Source organism: Bacillus sp. AFS037270, from assembly GCF_002585305.1.
In genome coordinates, this window is sequence record NZ_NUNF01000055.1 from 1 (window position 1) to 15,527 (window position 15,527).

16 protein-coding genes and 2 other annotated features are annotated in these 15,527 nt (G+C 39.0%); of the genes, 2 read left to right on the forward strand and 14 right to left on the reverse strand.

Annotated features, from left to right (window positions below):
- Positions 1 to 120 precede the first annotated feature (120 nt).
- Both COD92_RS23980 and COD92_RS23985 read right to left on the reverse strand, forming a co-directional pair.
- Positions 121 to 1,206 (reverse strand): M42 family metallopeptidase, encoded by a 1,086-nt coding sequence (locus COD92_RS23980; protein ID WP_098532733.1) that lies wholly within the window; start codon positions 1,204 to 1,206, stop codon positions 121 to 123.
- A 71-nt stretch (positions 1,207 to 1,277) separates the two neighbouring features.
- Positions 1,278 to 1,769, reverse strand: coding sequence for a dUTP diphosphatase (locus COD92_RS23985; protein WP_098532735.1), 492 nt, complete (start codon positions 1,767 to 1,769; stop codon positions 1,278 to 1,280).
- Positions 1,770 to 1,879: 110 nt separating this feature from the next.
- Here COD92_RS23985 and COD92_RS23990 point away from each other — a divergent pair, with 110 nt between their 5' ends.
- On the forward strand, positions 1,880 to 2,266 hold the full coding sequence (locus COD92_RS23990; RefSeq protein ID WP_098532737.1) for a sigma-w pathway protein ysdB: 387 nt from the start codon (positions 1,880 to 1,882) through the stop codon (positions 2,264 to 2,266).
- Between the two features lie 8 nt (positions 2,267 to 2,274).
- Here the strand turns inward: COD92_RS23990 and COD92_RS23995 are convergent, their stop codons facing one another.
- Genes COD92_RS23995 through infC form a run of 4 tightly spaced genes read right to left on the reverse strand, consistent with a single transcriptional unit; the run spans position 2,275 to position 3,727 of the window.
- Entirely contained in the window at positions 2,275 to 2,535 is a 261-nt protein-coding gene (locus COD92_RS23995; protein WP_098532738.1) for a DUF1294 domain-containing protein, read from the reverse strand.
- A gap of 57 nt (positions 2,536 to 2,592) precedes the next feature.
- Positions 2,593 to 2,952: a 50S ribosomal protein L20 gene (gene rplT, locus COD92_RS24000; RefSeq protein ID WP_098532740.1), complete on the reverse strand. Its 360-nt coding sequence runs from the start codon at positions 2,950 to 2,952 to the stop codon at positions 2,593 to 2,595.
- 36 nt (positions 2,953 to 2,988) lie between these two features.
- Positions 2,989 to 3,189: a 50S ribosomal protein L35 gene (gene rpmI, locus COD92_RS24005; RefSeq protein WP_098532742.1), complete on the reverse strand. Its 201-nt coding sequence runs from the start codon at positions 3,187 to 3,189 to the stop codon at positions 2,989 to 2,991.
- 19 nt (positions 3,190 to 3,208) lie between these two features.
- Positions 3,209 to 3,727: a translation initiation factor IF-3 gene (infC, locus tag COD92_RS24010; RefSeq protein WP_176541431.1), complete on the reverse strand. Its 519-nt coding sequence runs from the start codon at positions 3,725 to 3,727 to the stop codon at positions 3,209 to 3,211.
- Positions 3,728 to 3,853: 126 nt separating this feature from the next.
- Positions 3,854 to 3,986, reverse strand: a sequence feature (ribosomal protein L20 leader region).
- A gap of 353 nt (positions 3,987 to 4,339) precedes the next feature.
- Between infC and COD92_RS24015 the strand changes: the two genes are divergently transcribed.
- The gene (locus COD92_RS24015; RefSeq protein ID WP_098532746.1) at positions 4,340 to 6,556 is read left to right on the forward strand and encodes a glycerophosphodiester phosphodiesterase family protein; all 2,217 of its coding nucleotides are present in this window, start codon (positions 4,340 to 4,342) and stop codon (positions 6,554 to 6,556) included.
- Positions 6,557 to 6,633: 77 nt separating this feature from the next.
- Here COD92_RS24015 and thrS read toward each other — a convergent pair whose 3' ends face one another.
- The 8 genes from thrS to coaE form a co-directional block, all read right to left on the reverse strand.
- On the reverse strand, positions 6,634 to 8,568 hold the full coding sequence (thrS, locus tag COD92_RS24020) for a threonine--tRNA ligase (protein WP_098532747.1): 1,935 nt from the start codon (positions 8,566 to 8,568) through the stop codon (positions 6,634 to 6,636).
- Positions 8,569 to 8,651: 83 nt separating this feature from the next.
- Positions 8,652 to 8,898: a binding site (T-box leader), on the reverse strand.
- An 88-nt stretch (positions 8,899 to 8,986) separates the two neighbouring features.
- Positions 8,987 to 9,868 carry a putative sporulation protein YtxC gene (gene ytxC / locus COD92_RS24025; protein WP_098532749.1) on the reverse strand — a complete coding sequence of 294 codons (882 nt, stop codon included), beginning with the start codon at positions 9,866 to 9,868 and terminating at the stop codon, positions 8,987 to 8,989.
- A 142-nt stretch (positions 9,869 to 10,010) separates the two neighbouring features.
- Complete coding sequence (dnaI, locus tag COD92_RS24030; protein WP_098532751.1) at positions 10,011 to 10,937, reverse strand: primosomal protein DnaI; 927 nt, start codon at positions 10,935 to 10,937, stop codon at positions 10,011 to 10,013.
- A 10-nt stretch (positions 10,938 to 10,947) separates the two neighbouring features.
- Complete coding sequence (locus COD92_RS24035; protein ID WP_098532753.1) at positions 10,948 to 12,345, reverse strand: replication initiation and membrane attachment family protein; 1,398 nt, start codon at positions 12,343 to 12,345, stop codon at positions 10,948 to 10,950.
- Between the two features lie 179 nt (positions 12,346 to 12,524).
- Complete coding sequence (gene nrdR, locus COD92_RS24040; protein ID WP_026563356.1) at positions 12,525 to 12,986, reverse strand: transcriptional regulator NrdR; 462 nt, start codon at positions 12,984 to 12,986, stop codon at positions 12,525 to 12,527.
- A 167-nt stretch (positions 12,987 to 13,153) separates the two neighbouring features.
- On the reverse strand, positions 13,154 to 13,543 hold the full coding sequence (locus COD92_RS24045) for a hypothetical protein (protein WP_098532754.1): 390 nt from the start codon (positions 13,541 to 13,543) through the stop codon (positions 13,154 to 13,156).
- Between the two features lie 169 nt (positions 13,544 to 13,712).
- A complete protein-coding gene (locus COD92_RS24050) occupies positions 13,713 to 14,744 on the reverse strand; it encodes a glyceraldehyde-3-phosphate dehydrogenase (RefSeq protein WP_098532756.1) in 1,032 nt (343 codons plus the stop codon).
- Positions 14,745 to 14,921: 177 nt separating this feature from the next.
- A complete protein-coding gene (gene coaE / locus COD92_RS24055) occupies positions 14,922 to 15,527 on the reverse strand; it encodes a dephospho-CoA kinase (RefSeq protein WP_098532757.1) in 606 nt (201 codons plus the stop codon).

Below are 15,527 nucleotides of genomic sequence, written 5' to 3' on the forward strand. Positions count from 1 at the left end.
GACACGCTGTTTCATTGACCTTCTGAACGAAAAATTCTCTAGTTTGGGCAATGAAGCAAGGATAAAATGGTGATTTCAAAAAATAAACCCCCGGCTAACCATAAACCGAGGGTCAGTATTTTATTCAAAGGTAATCTTATCAACCGTCTCTCGATCTAGACGCTTAATGACTTCAACAATCAATTTAACCGCATTTTCGTAATCATCACGATGAAGCATGGCTGCATGTGAGTGGATATAACGAGTCGCAATCGTGATGGCAAGTGCTGGTACACCATTATGCGTCAAGTGAATCGAACCGGCATCTGTACCACCGCCAGGGATCGATTCGAATTGATATGGAATATTCAACTCATCCGCAGTATCAGTGACAAAGTCACGCAGGCCTTTATGTGCCACCATAGAAGCATCATAAACCACGACTTGCGGTCCTTTCCCCATTTTGCTCATGGCTTCTCTTTCAGTGATTCCAGGAGTATCACCAGCAATACCAACGTCAACAGCAAAACCGATATCCGGTTGAATTTTATAAGTCGCTGTCTTCGCACCACGCAAACCGACCTCTTCTTGAACAGCGCCGACACCATAGACAACGTTTGGATGATCCACCCCTTGTAATTGCCTTAATACATCAATAGCAATCGCACAGCCAATTCGGTTATCCCATGCTTTTGCCAATAACATTTTTTCGTTATTCATGACGGTAAATTCAAAATATGGGACAACCATGTCGCCAGGACGAACACCCCACTCCTGCGCCTCCTCACGGCTTGAGGCACCAATATCAATAAACATGTCTTTGATCTCAATTGGCTTCTTGCGGGCTTCTGCTGATAAAACATGCGGCGGTTTAGAACCAATAATACCTGTTACCTCACCATTTCTTGTCACAATCGTCACGCGCTGAGCCAGCATAACCTGTCCCCACCAGCCGCCTACTGTTTGAAAACGAAGGAAGCCTTTGTCGTCGATTTGTGTAATCATAAAGCCTACTTCATCCAAATGACCGGCTACCATAATTTTGGGGCCGCCCTCTTTCCCAACTTTTTTGGCGATTAAACTGCCCAGTCCATCAGAAGTGATTTCATCGGCATATGGAGATATGTATTTTTTCATTATTTCGCGCACTTCACGCTCATTGCCGGGAATACCTTTGGCATCTGTTAAGTCCTTTAACATTGTTAATGTTTCGTCTAGTTTCGCCATGTTTAAACCCCCTAATAGGTATGTACAACCTTAATTATACAAAACGAATTCGACCCGCTACAAATTTTCTGCTAGTAATTATTTTGTTGTCTTTGATAATTTACTTCATTTTTTGCAAAATATGCCTTTTCTATATCCTCAATCGTAAATCCTAATAATGATGACAACTTTAGATATGACTCCACTAATTCTACATAATCATCAAAAGCCTTACTTTTTTGAAAATGACTAATGGATTCATAGACATGGAGAAACTGCTCAGTCACAGTTCTTACTGATTCTTGATCCTTTATAGCGATAGACTTTTGATCAAAACCGCACTCAATCCCTAGTGACAAGATAAAGTGAACCCCATCAACAAACTCTTCTAATACCACGTCTTTGGGTGACGAGGGTTTCACACTCCAAAACTTAAAGCATCGGGTCTCATTCGCTAATTCACCAATTTCGACCAATAAAGCAAGCACCTTCCTGTCAAACAAATCCTCATTTTCAAGCTCGTGTTTTTCTTCAATATGGGAATCCAATGCTCTTTGCATTTGAAAAAGTTTCTTTAATTCCATGACCAGCACTCCTTCTTTAGAAAATTATATTAAAACGATAAATAGGTGAAACTTCTTTCTACTCAAATCGTATTACAAGTAAAAATAGGTTAGTTACAGGGGGCAAATCCATGATCTGGTTGCTGCGTTTCATATTGTTGTTCTTACTTTTTTCCATCTTTTACTTGGGTATCAAATCATTATTCAATTCGTCCCGAAAACTTGATTCGGCACGTAGACATAAACGTTTTTTATTTCTTGATGATGAAGATATTAGAAAAAACTTTTTTGTAACCTATAAAGGCGTAGTGTTTGTTGGCGAAAAATATATGGGTGTAAAGGATGATAGCTTTGATGTTATATCAATCTTGATTTGGCCCGATCATACCGCAGCACTAAAAGGGCTTATCAAAGATGACTTCGTTTATCTAACTGAAAAAATACTTGAAAAATATCCGAATGCGGAAATCCATTGGAAAAGCCCTGTGAACGAATTTTTACAGACTAGCCGTGTATGATGCCATTTCTAGATGAGTATTTTTAAGAAGATAATAAACTCTAGGATTGCAAGAATTGGAAAGCCAAGTTTAAAGGTTGTATGTTTTGTTTTATGACGGAAAGCTTGCATTCCTGCTGTTGTCCCAATCGCCCCGCCAAAGATCGCCACAAGCCAGAGTGTCCTCTCGCTAATTCTATACTGATGGTTTTTGGCTCGCTTTTTATCCTCTCCCATAATCAAAAGCCCAACTAAGTTCATGACAATCACCGCAATAAAGAATAGTTTCATTCCATTTTCCCCTTTTATAGAAAAAGCCATCCTCATGATGAGAATGGCTTTTTTATATTACTTGTTATATTGTTGCTTAGCAACGTTTGCTAATTCAGCAAATGCATTTGCATCGCTAATTGCAAGTTCAGAAAGCATTTTGCGGTTTACTTCGATACCAGCAAGCTTTAAGCCATGCATTAAACGGCTGTAAGAAAGACCGTTGATACGAGCTGCTGCATTGATACGAGTAATCCAAAGTTTGCGGAAATCACGCTTAACCTGACGACGGTCACGGAAAGCATATTGTAATGATTTCATAACCTGTTGGTTAGCAACTTTATATAATGTATGTTTTGAACCGTAATAACCTTTAGCTAATTTAAGAACTCTTTTACGACGTTTGCGGGTAACAGTACCGCCTTTTACACGTGGCATGGAATTTCCCTCCTATAATAAATCGATCACTTATAATTATTTTACGTAAGTTAGTAAATGACGAATGCGTTTGAAATCGCCTTTTGAAACAAGACCTGCTTTGCGAAGTTTACGCTTAGCTTTTGTTGATTTGTTAGCGAATAAGTGGCTTGTATAAGCATGGTCACGCTTAAGTTGACCAGAACCAGTTTTCTTGAAACGCTTTGCAGCGCCGCGGTGAGTTTTCATTTTTGGCATTGTAATAGTCCTCCCTATATTACTTATCGTTTTTAGGTGCTAAAACTAGGAACATGCTTCGTCCATCCATCTTAGGATGTGATTCAATCGTTGCAACTTCCTTGCACGCTTCGGAAAAACGGTCTAACACACGTTGACCGATTTCTTTATGGGTAATCGCCCGGCCTTTGAAACGGATTGACGCTTTTACTTTGTCGCCTTTTTCCAAAAACTTAATGGCATTACGAAGCTTTGTATTAAAGTCATGTTCATCAATCGTTGGGCTTAGACGAACTTCTTTAGTAGTAATAATCTTTTGATTCTTACGAGCTTCTTTTTCTTTCTTTTGATTCTCGAATTTGAATTTGCCATAGTCCATAATCCGGGCTACCGGAGGCTTTGCATTTGGTGCAACAAGTACCAAATCAAGATTTACTCTTCCGGCAATTTCCAATGCTTCGAACTTGGTTTTAATCCCCAATTGTTCGCCATTCTGGTCAATTAAACGAACTTCACGAGCACGGATGCCCTCATTTAACAACATATCTTTGCTAATAATTAGCCACCTCCAAGGTTTTATCAAGAATACAACGTCTGGGTACAAGAATAAGATCACCTTATTGTTTGACACCCTAATTTGATTGACAGGCATGAATTACTTTTAAAAGTGCTATTTCTTAAGTAAACAAACAAAAAAGTGCGGATGAATACACCCACACTTTACAGAACATAAGTAATAAACAAAAAGTTCACGTAAAACCTGCCAACTGCTTAACTAGCGTCAATCAGGTGAGAAGCGGGTGCTTCTTCTTTTCCCAAAAATAAGTATTCAATTTTACCTTAGTAACTATATCATAGCTAAGATTCCTTGTCAAACGAACTATTTTTCTTTGACAACGAAATTTATTGTAGCAAGAAACAAAAAATTATTCAATAGTTTTTTTCTAAAAATGCTGTTATAGCCTTTCCAAATGCTCTTGTTCATTCATGATTATCAACCAGCTGATAAACAACAATCTTCCACGAAAGGCTGTCGACAGGCGGGTTTGATAGGTAAAAGGTACTGTTTATGCTCCTTTTACAGAAGATTAATATTCTAGTAATTCCCACTTTACAATTCTCCTATAGTTTTATGTTTGAAATACATAAACTTATAGGAGATGGATATGAAATGAAAAAAGGTTTGATCGCCAGCCTTGCTTGTTTGTCACTTTCGGTAACTTCGGCAGCTCCTTTAGCAGTATTTGCTCACCCAATTGAAAGTACAGCTACTGACAATGGACAAACTACATTACGCCCGATTAATTCTGATGTTGCCGTTATTGCTCATCGCGGGGCATCTGCATACGGTCCTGAACATACACTTGCAGCCTATAAACAGGCAATGACGATGAAGGCGGATTATGTGGAATTCGATTTACAAATGACAAAGGATGGCCAGTTAATCGCTATGCACGATGAAACCTTGGCACGAACAACTAATGCAAAGGACCTCTATCCGGACCGTGCACCATGGAGGGTTAAGGATTTTACACTTGATGAAATCAAACGACTTGATGCGGGCTCATGGTTCAATAAAGCATATCCAGACAAAGCAAAAACAGAGTACATCGGACAAAAGGTCCCAACTCTTGAAGAAGCAATAGAATTTGTCAAACTACACGGAAACGGAAAAGTCGGTCTTTACATGGAAACAAAAGCACCGAACGTTTACCCCGGTATGGAAGAGAAAGTAATCGAAATCTTAAAAAGAACCAATGCCTTGGATGATGAAAAGCTTTTTCTTGAATCATTTAGCGAGGATAGCCTGCGGAAGTTAAAAACCCTCGCTCCTAAAGTAAAGTTGATTCAGCTTTATACCGGCAGCATGCTGGCAGGCAAAGATGTGTACCAAGAGATGCAGAGAATCTCTGATTATGCTACTGGTGTAGGTCCTAGCAAAGAGCTTGTTGTTCCAAAACTCATGGAGGCCGCTCATCAAAACAAGCTTCTCGTCCATCCTTGGACCGTAAATTCTCAGGATGATTTGGTATCCATGCTATCTCTTGGTGTTGATGGAGAATTCACAAATAATCCTGACCTGTTGGACGATTTATTGAAAAAGCCATTTATTTCACACGGAGTGGCAAGTGGTGATATAACCAATTCTTCAGCCATTTTATGGGCTCGTGCAAATGGAGAAGCAGGAGTCCAATTCGAAATTTCAACTGACAGCAATTTTAAAAATGATACAATCGTAAAAACCGGTCATGCTTCTAAAGAGGATGATTTTACGGTAAATTTAGAGGTCAACGGTTTAAAAGCCGATACAAAATATTATTATCGTGGTCATGCACTTTCCAGTAAGTATAAGGTAACCGGATCCTTTAAAACTGCACCGGAGGAAAACAGCTTAAAGCCAATGACAATGGTTTGGGGTGGAGATACTGGCGGCCAGGGAGAGATTCCGCCATATAAATCTTTCAAAGCAATGTCTAATTTAAATCCAGACTTCTTCCTATTCAGCGGGGACACCATTTATGCAGATAATAAAACACCTGCTGTCCCTAACCCTCCTTCTAAAACAGTTCAGGATTTCTGGGCTAAATATAAAGAAAACCGTACAGATGCTGGTTTGCGCAGTCTTTTGCAAAAAACAGGGACGTTCTCGATTTGGGATGATCATGAAGTGACCAATGACTTTTCAGGTCCTTCTCAGGAGCTTACTCCAACCGGATTAAGAGCGTTTAAGGACTATTGGCCGATTTCAAGTGAGCGCAGTTCAGCGGACAAGCTTTATCATAAATACTCTTGGGGTAATACAATGGATATGATTATCCTGAACAACCGCGGTTACCGCTCACCTAACACACAGGCTGACGGACCGGATAAACAGATGCTAGGTGATGAACAGTTAAAATGGCTGGAGCAGCAGCTTCTCGAGTCTGATGCAAAAGTGAAACTGGTAGCGACTTCCGTGCCAATCTCCGTACCAACCGGAAAAGCAATGGCTAGGGATGGATGGGCAAATGGGGACAATGTAAACCCAAATGATCCAACAGGCTATGAGAACGAGTTCAAAAAAATCTCAGATTTCATTATCGAAAAAGGAATTAAAAACGTCTTTTTCGTTACCACCGATGTCCATTTTGCAGAAATCATCAAATATGATGCCAATCGAGATGGAAAAACAGACTATAATGAGCTGATCAGTGGTCCAATCGGCGCTGTAAAAATTAACCCTGGCACCTTGGACACAACCTTTGGCCCTGAAAGATTATACGCAGAAGGTAATTTCTTCAACTTCGGTGTATTTAAGGTGGACCCTGCAAATAAGCAGGCTACTGTTGAAATCCAAGATGAAAACGGGAAGACTCATTTTACTCATACGTTCCAGCTAGAGGACTAAACTAGCGAGTTCCAAATGAATATTTTCAAAATAAAAACCACAGCCCAAAAAGGCTGTGGTTTTTTTTCAAACTAAGCTTAGCCGCGTTTTACTTCTGCTAGAAGTCCTGCAAGGAAATCAACAAATGGCTTCGTTTCTGATTTTTGTTCTCCATATTTCCGGACGTTGACAGCATTATCTTCCACTTCTTTGTCACCAACAACGAGCATATATGGTATTTTCAGCATTTGCGCTTCACGGATTTTATAACCGATCTTTTCATCACGGCCATCTAATTCTACACGGAAGCCTTCATTTTGCAGCTGTTCCTGAACCTGTTTCGCATATTCATAATGAGCGTCAGGAGAAACTGGAATCACTTGAACCTGTACTGGAGCAAGCCATGTAGGGAATGCACCTTTGTATTCTTCAATCAAGTAAGCAACAAACCGTTCCATTGTCGATACAACGCCGCGGTGAATAACAACAGGACGATGCTGCTTGCCATCTTCCCCGACATAATTCAAGTCAAATCGTTCAGGCAGTAAGAAGTCTAATTGAACAGTTGATAATGTTTCATCTTTACCAAGTGCAGTTCTTACTTGCACATCGAGCTTAGGACCATAGAAGGCTGCTTCTCCTTCAGCTTCGAAATAATCAAGACCAAGATCATCCATTGCTTCCTTCAACATGCTTTGTGCTTTTTCCCACATCGCATCATCATCAAAATACTTTTCAGTATCTTGCGGATCACGGTAAGAAAGACGGAACGAGTAATCGTTAATATTAAAGTCTTTATATACTTCTAGAATTAAATTCACAACACGTTTGAATTCATCTTTAATTTGATCAGGACGGACGAAAATATGAGCATCATTTAATGTCATCCCACGGACACGCTGCAATCCTGCTAATGCCCCTGACATTTCGTAACGATGCATTAGTCCAAGCTCCGCAATCCGAATTGGAAGCTCACGATAGCTGTGCATGCTGTTTTTGTACACCATCATATGGTGCGGGCAGTTCATTGGGCGGAGCACTAATTGCTCGTTATCCATTTCCATAATCGGGAACATGTCTTCATGATAATGATCCCAGTGACCTGAAGTTTTGTATAAATCAACGCTTCCCATAATTGGAGTGTACACGTGGTCATAACCAAGACGCTGTTCTTTATCAACGATGTAACGTTCAATCACACGGCGGATGGTTGCCCCTTTAGGAAGCCATAACGGCAAGCCTTGACCAACTAATTGGTTACTTGTAAAAAGACTTAATTCTTTCCCAATTTTACGATGATCACGCTCTTTCGCTTCTTCTAATAAACGAAGATGCTCTTTTAAGTCCTCCTTCTTGAAGAAGGCAGTACCGTAAACGCGCTGCAGCATTTTATTATCGCTGTTGCCGCGCCAATAAGCACCTGCAATACTTAATAGCTTAAATTCTTTGATTTTTCCAGTAGATGGGACATGAACACCACGGCAAAGATCGAAAAATTCACCTTGCTCATAGATTGTTACTGTTTCTTCATCCGGAATCGCTTCAATTAGTTCAAGCTTGTAAGGATCTCCAGCTTCTTTAAAAAGCTGCACCGCTTCAGCACGGCTGACTTCCTTCCGAACGATTTCAAGATTTTCATTGACGATTTTCGCCATTTCCTTTTCAATCTTTGGCAAATCCTCTGGTGTTAACGATACATCAAGGTCCATGTCATAATAGAAGCCGCCTTCAATAACCGGGCCGACACCTAAATTGACATCTGGATATAGTCTTCTCACCGCTTGTGCCATTAGATGTGCTGTACTATGGCGCAATACTTCTAATGCCTCATTTGATTCTGGTACAACAATTTCTATAGAACCGTCTTCTAGAATAGGACGGCGAAGATCAACCATTTGACCGTTCCATTTGCCGGCAATTGCCTTTTTCTTGAGGCCCGGGCTGATGGAAGCGGCAATATCTTCTGTTGTTGTCCCTTTAGGGAACTCCTTTACTGCCCCATCAGGAAACGAAATCTTAACAACATCTGACATATTAACTCCTCCTTTAATTGTTTGCGCCCTGGACTTTATGCCCTTGTAGGCTGCTTTAAAAAATAAAAAAACCCGTCCCTAGGAATAGGGACGAGTTTTGATTAACACGTGGTTCCACCCAATTTTTCATTTTTAATAAATACAATTAAAAATGACTTTGGTCAGGTAACGGCTGTAGACCGTCAACAATTACTAATTTCTAAAAAAGAAACATTCACTGTCGAAGTTTAAAGGTGGTAAGTATTTAGTCCGTGTTAGAAGACTTTCAGCCGGTGGTCTTCCTCTCTAAAAACCGTAAAGAAATACTATTGTCCTTATCATTACTTTTACTTCAATATTTGCTATGTACGTTATTATAATCATTTACTTTTGAAAAAGCAAGGTACATAAAACTAAATATTGACATTATTTTATAACTTTATGCATGATTTTCTGATGACCCTGGTTCCGCTGTCCATTTTTTCAAACTTCTTAGGGCGGTATAATTTTTAATCACCACCCGTTCTTCAAAAATATTTTTGATTGTTCTTACCAGCGGCTCATCGGGGTTATTCGTATAAAGATAAATAGACGTAGGAGCAATTGATAAGAGTGGTGCGATTGAAACAGAATCAACATAAACTGGATGATTGACTAATAATTTCCGGTCAATCATTCTCGTTAATTCCGCCCGTTTAATTTCTGCCAGCTCCTCATTATAAAACGTAATTTCCTCGTCAAATAATACATGCAGAGTCGCCATTTTCGGCTCCCGCTTTACCAAAAAGTCGCGGAGCATTTGGATAAACATTTGATATTCCTGCTCCATTTTGTATTCATCAATGGCGAGTTCTACATATTCTTCGAGCATCTGCAGGTATGGCCGCAAGCGAAATTTTAGCAAGGAATCGAAGGAGAAAGAAACATTTCCATGAAACATTTGATCAACTGCATCCTCAATAAAAGACGTCTCTTTATTGGTTTCCTTTAAGAAAATGACAAGGTCCTCTCTTTGACCTTCCAGGATGGAATAAATAATTTCGATAATCTGATGTTGTTCTTCCTCATTGTGAAAAAAATAGTGATTCTTAATAATATCTCGAAACCAGTCATTACGTTTCACGGTGGTAATAAAATCATAAAAGGCTGTTTTCACCTTATGAAACATCTCATTAGAAAAGCTGCCATCTAAAACTTGTACTATATGTCGATCTTCTATTAGAAGAATAGTTTTTTCATCAGAAATGCATGGTAAATACGTTAGCAAGTGGTTATAAAACCGCTTCGCATCCTTCTTGCTTTGGAAGATAATTTCCGCCAACCAAATCCCCCCTTTTTAGAAAAATCTCTGTTTAATATATATGGGGGACTTGGCCAAAATAGAAGTACGCTAGGCCTCAGAAATATTATTTAAATAAAAAAAGGATCGCCATCGTATAGGCAATCCTTTAATAATAATATTATTATCTTCTATTGGGCCCATCTACTAAAACAGGCTGGCTCAAGGTACGGATTCTTTCCATAATTCTGCGGGCTTTCATTTTCTCTTCCTCGCCACGCTGGCTATAGGTTAAATGGTGCTCGAGCCCTTTTAAATCAAAATTTGAAGTAAAAAAGGTAGGAAGGCTTTCCAGCATCCGGAACTGCAGGATAGGACCAAGAACCTCGTCCCTTGTCCAGCTTGACATAGCCTCCGCCCCGATATCATCCAGCATTAAAATCGGTTCTTTTTTCAGGGCCTCAATTTTTTCGTTTAAGGTGGAATCGGCTATTGAACTTTTCATTTCTCGCAATAATTCCGGGACATAAACGATCATCGAGGAAATTTGTTTTTTGGCCAGCTTGTTAGCAATTGCACCCAGTAAATATGATTTCCCTACTCCAAATTCTCCATATAAAAATAATCCCTTTGCCGGCTTCCCTTGTTCATAGTTTAAAATAAATGAAAGTGATTTTTGAATCGCATCGATTCGATTATCATCATGTTCTAAATCCTCAAACGTAGCATTCAAAATATCTTTAGGAACATATAAACTTTTAATTAACTTTTCATTTTTTCGTTTTTCATCATCCATTATTTTTCTTGGGCATCTTTCATAACGGACATCAATTGTATTTCTTACTAATACTAACTCCGGATGGTATCCTTTCATCATATTGATACAGCCATCAAGACTCTCACACTTATTACATTCTTTACTTTGATTAATGTACTCATATAGCTTATTTAAGCCCTTTTCGATTGAATCCTTGGTCAGTTCATCTTGATGTTCCAATATAAACGACTTAACAGCTGGGTTCGAAAGCGTTTCTTGTCGCATTTTTTCGTATCGTTTTTGAAAGTTTTCACTTGAGGCTATCCGTTTTAGTGTTCGGTTTATCTTTTCCATATGTCACCTCTTAATCTTCGATTGCTTTTAACATTTCTTCGATTTCACGTTTTTTAGCCTCTAAATCAGGGATTTTTTCTTCTGGACCTTCTGCAGGTTCTTTCTTTGGTTCTTTATCAAACCAATCAGGCAAAAGCTCTGTCCTAATAGGCTTTTTATTAGATGCTTTTCTGTTTTTCCTTTCTTTATCCCAAGAAAGGTACTTACTATGTTCACTTCTTGCTAATTCCATTGCCTCTTTTACAGTTTTAACTTCCTTGCGCGCCCAATGGCTGGCAATCTGCTCAACATAATTCTTAGTGAATTTCGAATCTGCTTTTAACAGGACATATTGGATGAGAACATTGACAACACCAGGAAGCAATTTCTTCTTGAACATCACATCTTCAATAATTTTCAATTCGGTATCAGATGGTTCAATTCCGTGTGAAGCATCTCTAAACACCTTAACGGGAGAGGTAGTTTCTAACGAACGGACCAACATTTCTTCCTTCGTCTTTGGTTCGTCCAATTGGACTCGGTACCTTGGCGGCTGCGTACGTTCTACTAAGCTTGGATACTGCTCATTATTTTCAAATTGATACCAGTTCCGTGCTGCTTTTCGTAATTCTTCGAGATCGATTTCATTATTTGGATTAATAGCATCGAGAATTAAATTTTTCATTTCAATCGGATTAATATTATAGAGGAATGAAAGATTACTAATGACTTCTTTCACTTTTTTCGTTAATGCCTTTTTAGGTACAAGCGATTCATTTAATCCGGCCATTAGCAGACCAAAATCAAAAGTTTCGATATCCATTTGAATCCCTTTTTGCTCCTGACGGCCAATAAATTGTTCATCCTCTTCTGCTTGTAATTCCCCTGAAACATCTTGGATATATTGCATGCTCCCAAGCGTGGCCGAGGCGAACACATCCTGGAATGCCTTTGTTACATCTTGAAATTCATTTTCCTTTGGTTTTAGTTTATCGGTAAAAAACCGTTTCAGCCGGGCAAAATGATTCTTCCCAATTTTTCGGAACAAATAGATATTTAACATTCCATCTAAAAAGAATTGCTCCGGATTTAAAGGCGGCTGAAGCTCATAAATGAAGGAACGCTCTTCATCAACCGTCTTGACATAGGTCTTGATTAATCCGATTCCCTCTAACTTTAACCGTGCTTCATAAATTTCCTTTAAATTCATCCCCATCAGATTCATTAATAGATGGTGTGTAGATGATTCTGACCAAAGACGATTTTCCTCAAGCTCTGCCCAAAGTGTCATATACAAACTTAAGCAAGTTGACCCAATCAGAGGCTGATATAAAAACGTCAGCACTTTCCGATCATATTCATGCAGCAGCCCTCCGGCAGCTACCATATAACGGTCGATAGGAAGAATTTCCTGCCAATGCTGCGCCATATCAATTCAACCCTTCCCCTGAAAAATAAAATTAAAGTCCAGCTACAGCGCCTAGGGGCTCGAGGTCATAAGTCAATCCGGCAAGAAGGTTAAAAAGCANNGGCTCGTCTTATGCTTGTCGCCCCTGTTCAAGGCGCTTTCGCCTTCTAAACAAAAAGAGCCAAAATTTTTAGCTCCTTTTACGATTTTTCCTTTTTTATTAATTCCTTTAGTTCGTCTATAAATACATTGATATCTTTAAATTGGCGGTAAACGGAAGCAAATCGTACGTAGGCGACTTCATCTACATGCGCAAGCCTGTCCATAACCATCTCGCCAATCGCCTCACTTTTGATTTCCGAAATACCCTGGCTGCGAAGGTCTTTCTCTACACCATGCGTAATATCCTCTAACTCCTTTAAAGCGACAGGGCGTTTCTCACACGCCTTAATCAGGCCCCTTAGGATTTTATCACGGCTGAATTCTTCTCTTGTTCCTTCCTTTTTCACTACAATCAGGGGAATCTCTTCAATCTTCTCAAAAGTAGTAAACCGATAACCGCATTCCTCGCATTCTCTTCTTCTCCGTGTTGCACGTCCTTCATCAACAGGCCGGGAATCAAGCACACGTGTACCGTAATTTTGACATGAAGGGCACTTCATTGTTAATCAACTCCAAATCTGAATAAAGAACTTGCCACTGGTTTTCCCCAAAGGGGCGAAGACAAAGGCGTGATACGTTTCATATTTTTCTAAAAACATGCCTATAATCCCGAACAAAATCCTTAAGTTTATCTTATAAAAAAGCGGACTTTTACACAAGTAGGGGATTACGAGTTTTTTCTTATTTCGACAAGGTTATGTAGTTTATTAATCTTTTCATAATAGGATTCAATCCTCTTTTTCAACTGAGGGTACATGCCTAGGATGGAAAAACTCTCGGAAGAAATATTAAAATCTACTGCCGTTTCCAATGGTTTGACAGAAACAATTGTTACAACAAGAAAGCAAGGGATCGGTTTATTAATTTCAACAGCAATCTCCCCGTGATCTTTAGATACTGTTGTTACCCGGCAATCCGCATCATCATGAAATAACTTTTCTACAGACTGAAACAATTGATTAAAAGTTGCCTTATAATAGTGCGTTTTTAAAGAGTCTTCCGTATTTCGATCAGAAGTTTCGATTTGTTTTTTAAAACGTGTAAAAATATTCACCATAGTAGCTCTACCCTCCAGGATTCTTCCTTTTTTTATCTATTTTACAACATTCTGATAAAAATATAAAAAGAGGTGTACGATTTGGTACACCTCTTGTTGCTTTTTATTTTAAACCACTAAAAAAATGCTGTCAAACGACAGCATTTTCATAAATGATTGTGAGAAATAATTAGCTGACTTTCACCTTCGACATTTTGGCGATTCCCTCTGCCACATAAAGGGCAAGATCGACCACTCTGGATGAATAGCCCCATTCATTATCATACCAAGCTAATACTTTCACTTTTCTCGTTCCCATTACCATCGTCGAAAGGCCGTCAATAATAGCAGAATGGGAGTTTGTATTAAAGTCTACAGATACTAAAGGTTCCATTGTAAAATCCAAGATTCCTTTTAATGATCCATTGGCTTCTTCTAAGAATGCCTGGTTAATATCGTCTAGTGTGACATCACATTTTAAATCCACCACTAGGTCCACTAACGAAACATTTGGCGTAGGCACACGCAATGCCATCCCATGGAGTTTTCCTTTTAATTGTGGCAGTACCAATGAAATAGCCTTGGCCGCCCCTGTTGTTGTTGGAATGATAGATTGTCCACATGAACGGGCTCTCCGTAAGTCTTTATGTGGATTGTCAATATTTTTTTGGTCATTTGTGTAAGAGTGGATGGTTGTCATTAAACCACACTCAATACCGAATTTTTCATCTAACACCTTTGCAACTGGAGCAAGACAGTTTGTTGTACAAGAGGCATTGGAGATAATATCATGCTGAGTGAGATCAAGCCTATCTTCATTTACTCCCATTACAATGGTAACGTCCTCATTTTTGCCTGGTGCTGTTAAAATAACCTTTTTGGCGCCTGCTTCAAGATGTAGTGCTGCTAGTTCACGAGAATTAAATTTTCCCGTTGCCTCAATAACAATATCAATCCCAAGTTCTCTCCATGGTAATTCCTCAGGCACTCGATTATTTATAAGTTTAACTCTTTTACCATTGACAATTAATTCTTTATCTAAAGGGATGACATCCCCCTGAAATGGCCCATGATTTGTATCATATTTAATTAGATGAGCTAATGTTTCTGCCGGATAGCTCGCATTTATTGCTACAACCTCAAGATTACTTTCATGGATTGCTTTTCTAAAAACCATCCTCCCAATTCTCCCAAATCCATTAATGGCAATTCTCGCTTTCATTTTACGGCCCCTTTCGTATTAGTGTTATACTATTAACTAGTATTGTTGCAATTAGTATAACATATTTAGGTTTGATTGTGATCATTAAATAGCGGAATTTTATTAATTATTTTAAATAGGTGCAGATACACCATTTTCCAAACAAAAAAAAAGAAGGCTAGAGCCTTCTCAAATCAATTATTTTTGCTTTAAGCCCCATTTATCTAATACCGTAAGAAGCTGTTGCTTTGTGTCTTCAAGTGTTCCATTATTATTAATTACAGCATCTGCAAGCTTGATTTTTTCTGATAAGGGCATTTGAGAGCTGATTCTTGCTTGTGCATCTGCAATGGTTAGGTTATTTCTTTCCACTAATCTTTGCAATTGGATGTCACTGTCCACATAAACCAGTAACGTTTTTTCAACCATTGCGGTTAGTTTACTTTCAAATAATAAGGGGATATCCAAGACCACAACCTCTTCATTATTCCTTTTGGCAGTCTCCACTTGTTCAAGCATTCTTCGTCTTACTTCCGGATGGGTTATTTCATTTAAACGCTTCCGTTTGTCAGCTTGATGAAAGATAATCGCGCCAAGTTTTTGCCGGTCGATTTCTCCATTTTCTAAAAGAATACCCTCGCCAAATTCATAAATTATTTGATTATAAGCAGGTTCACCTTCCATTACTGCTAAGCGGGCTTCTACATCTGCATCGATAACTGTGATTGACATTTCTTTCAACATGTTTGAAACTGTACTTTTTCCACTGGCAATTCCGCCTGTTAGCCCTATAACTAGTGACAT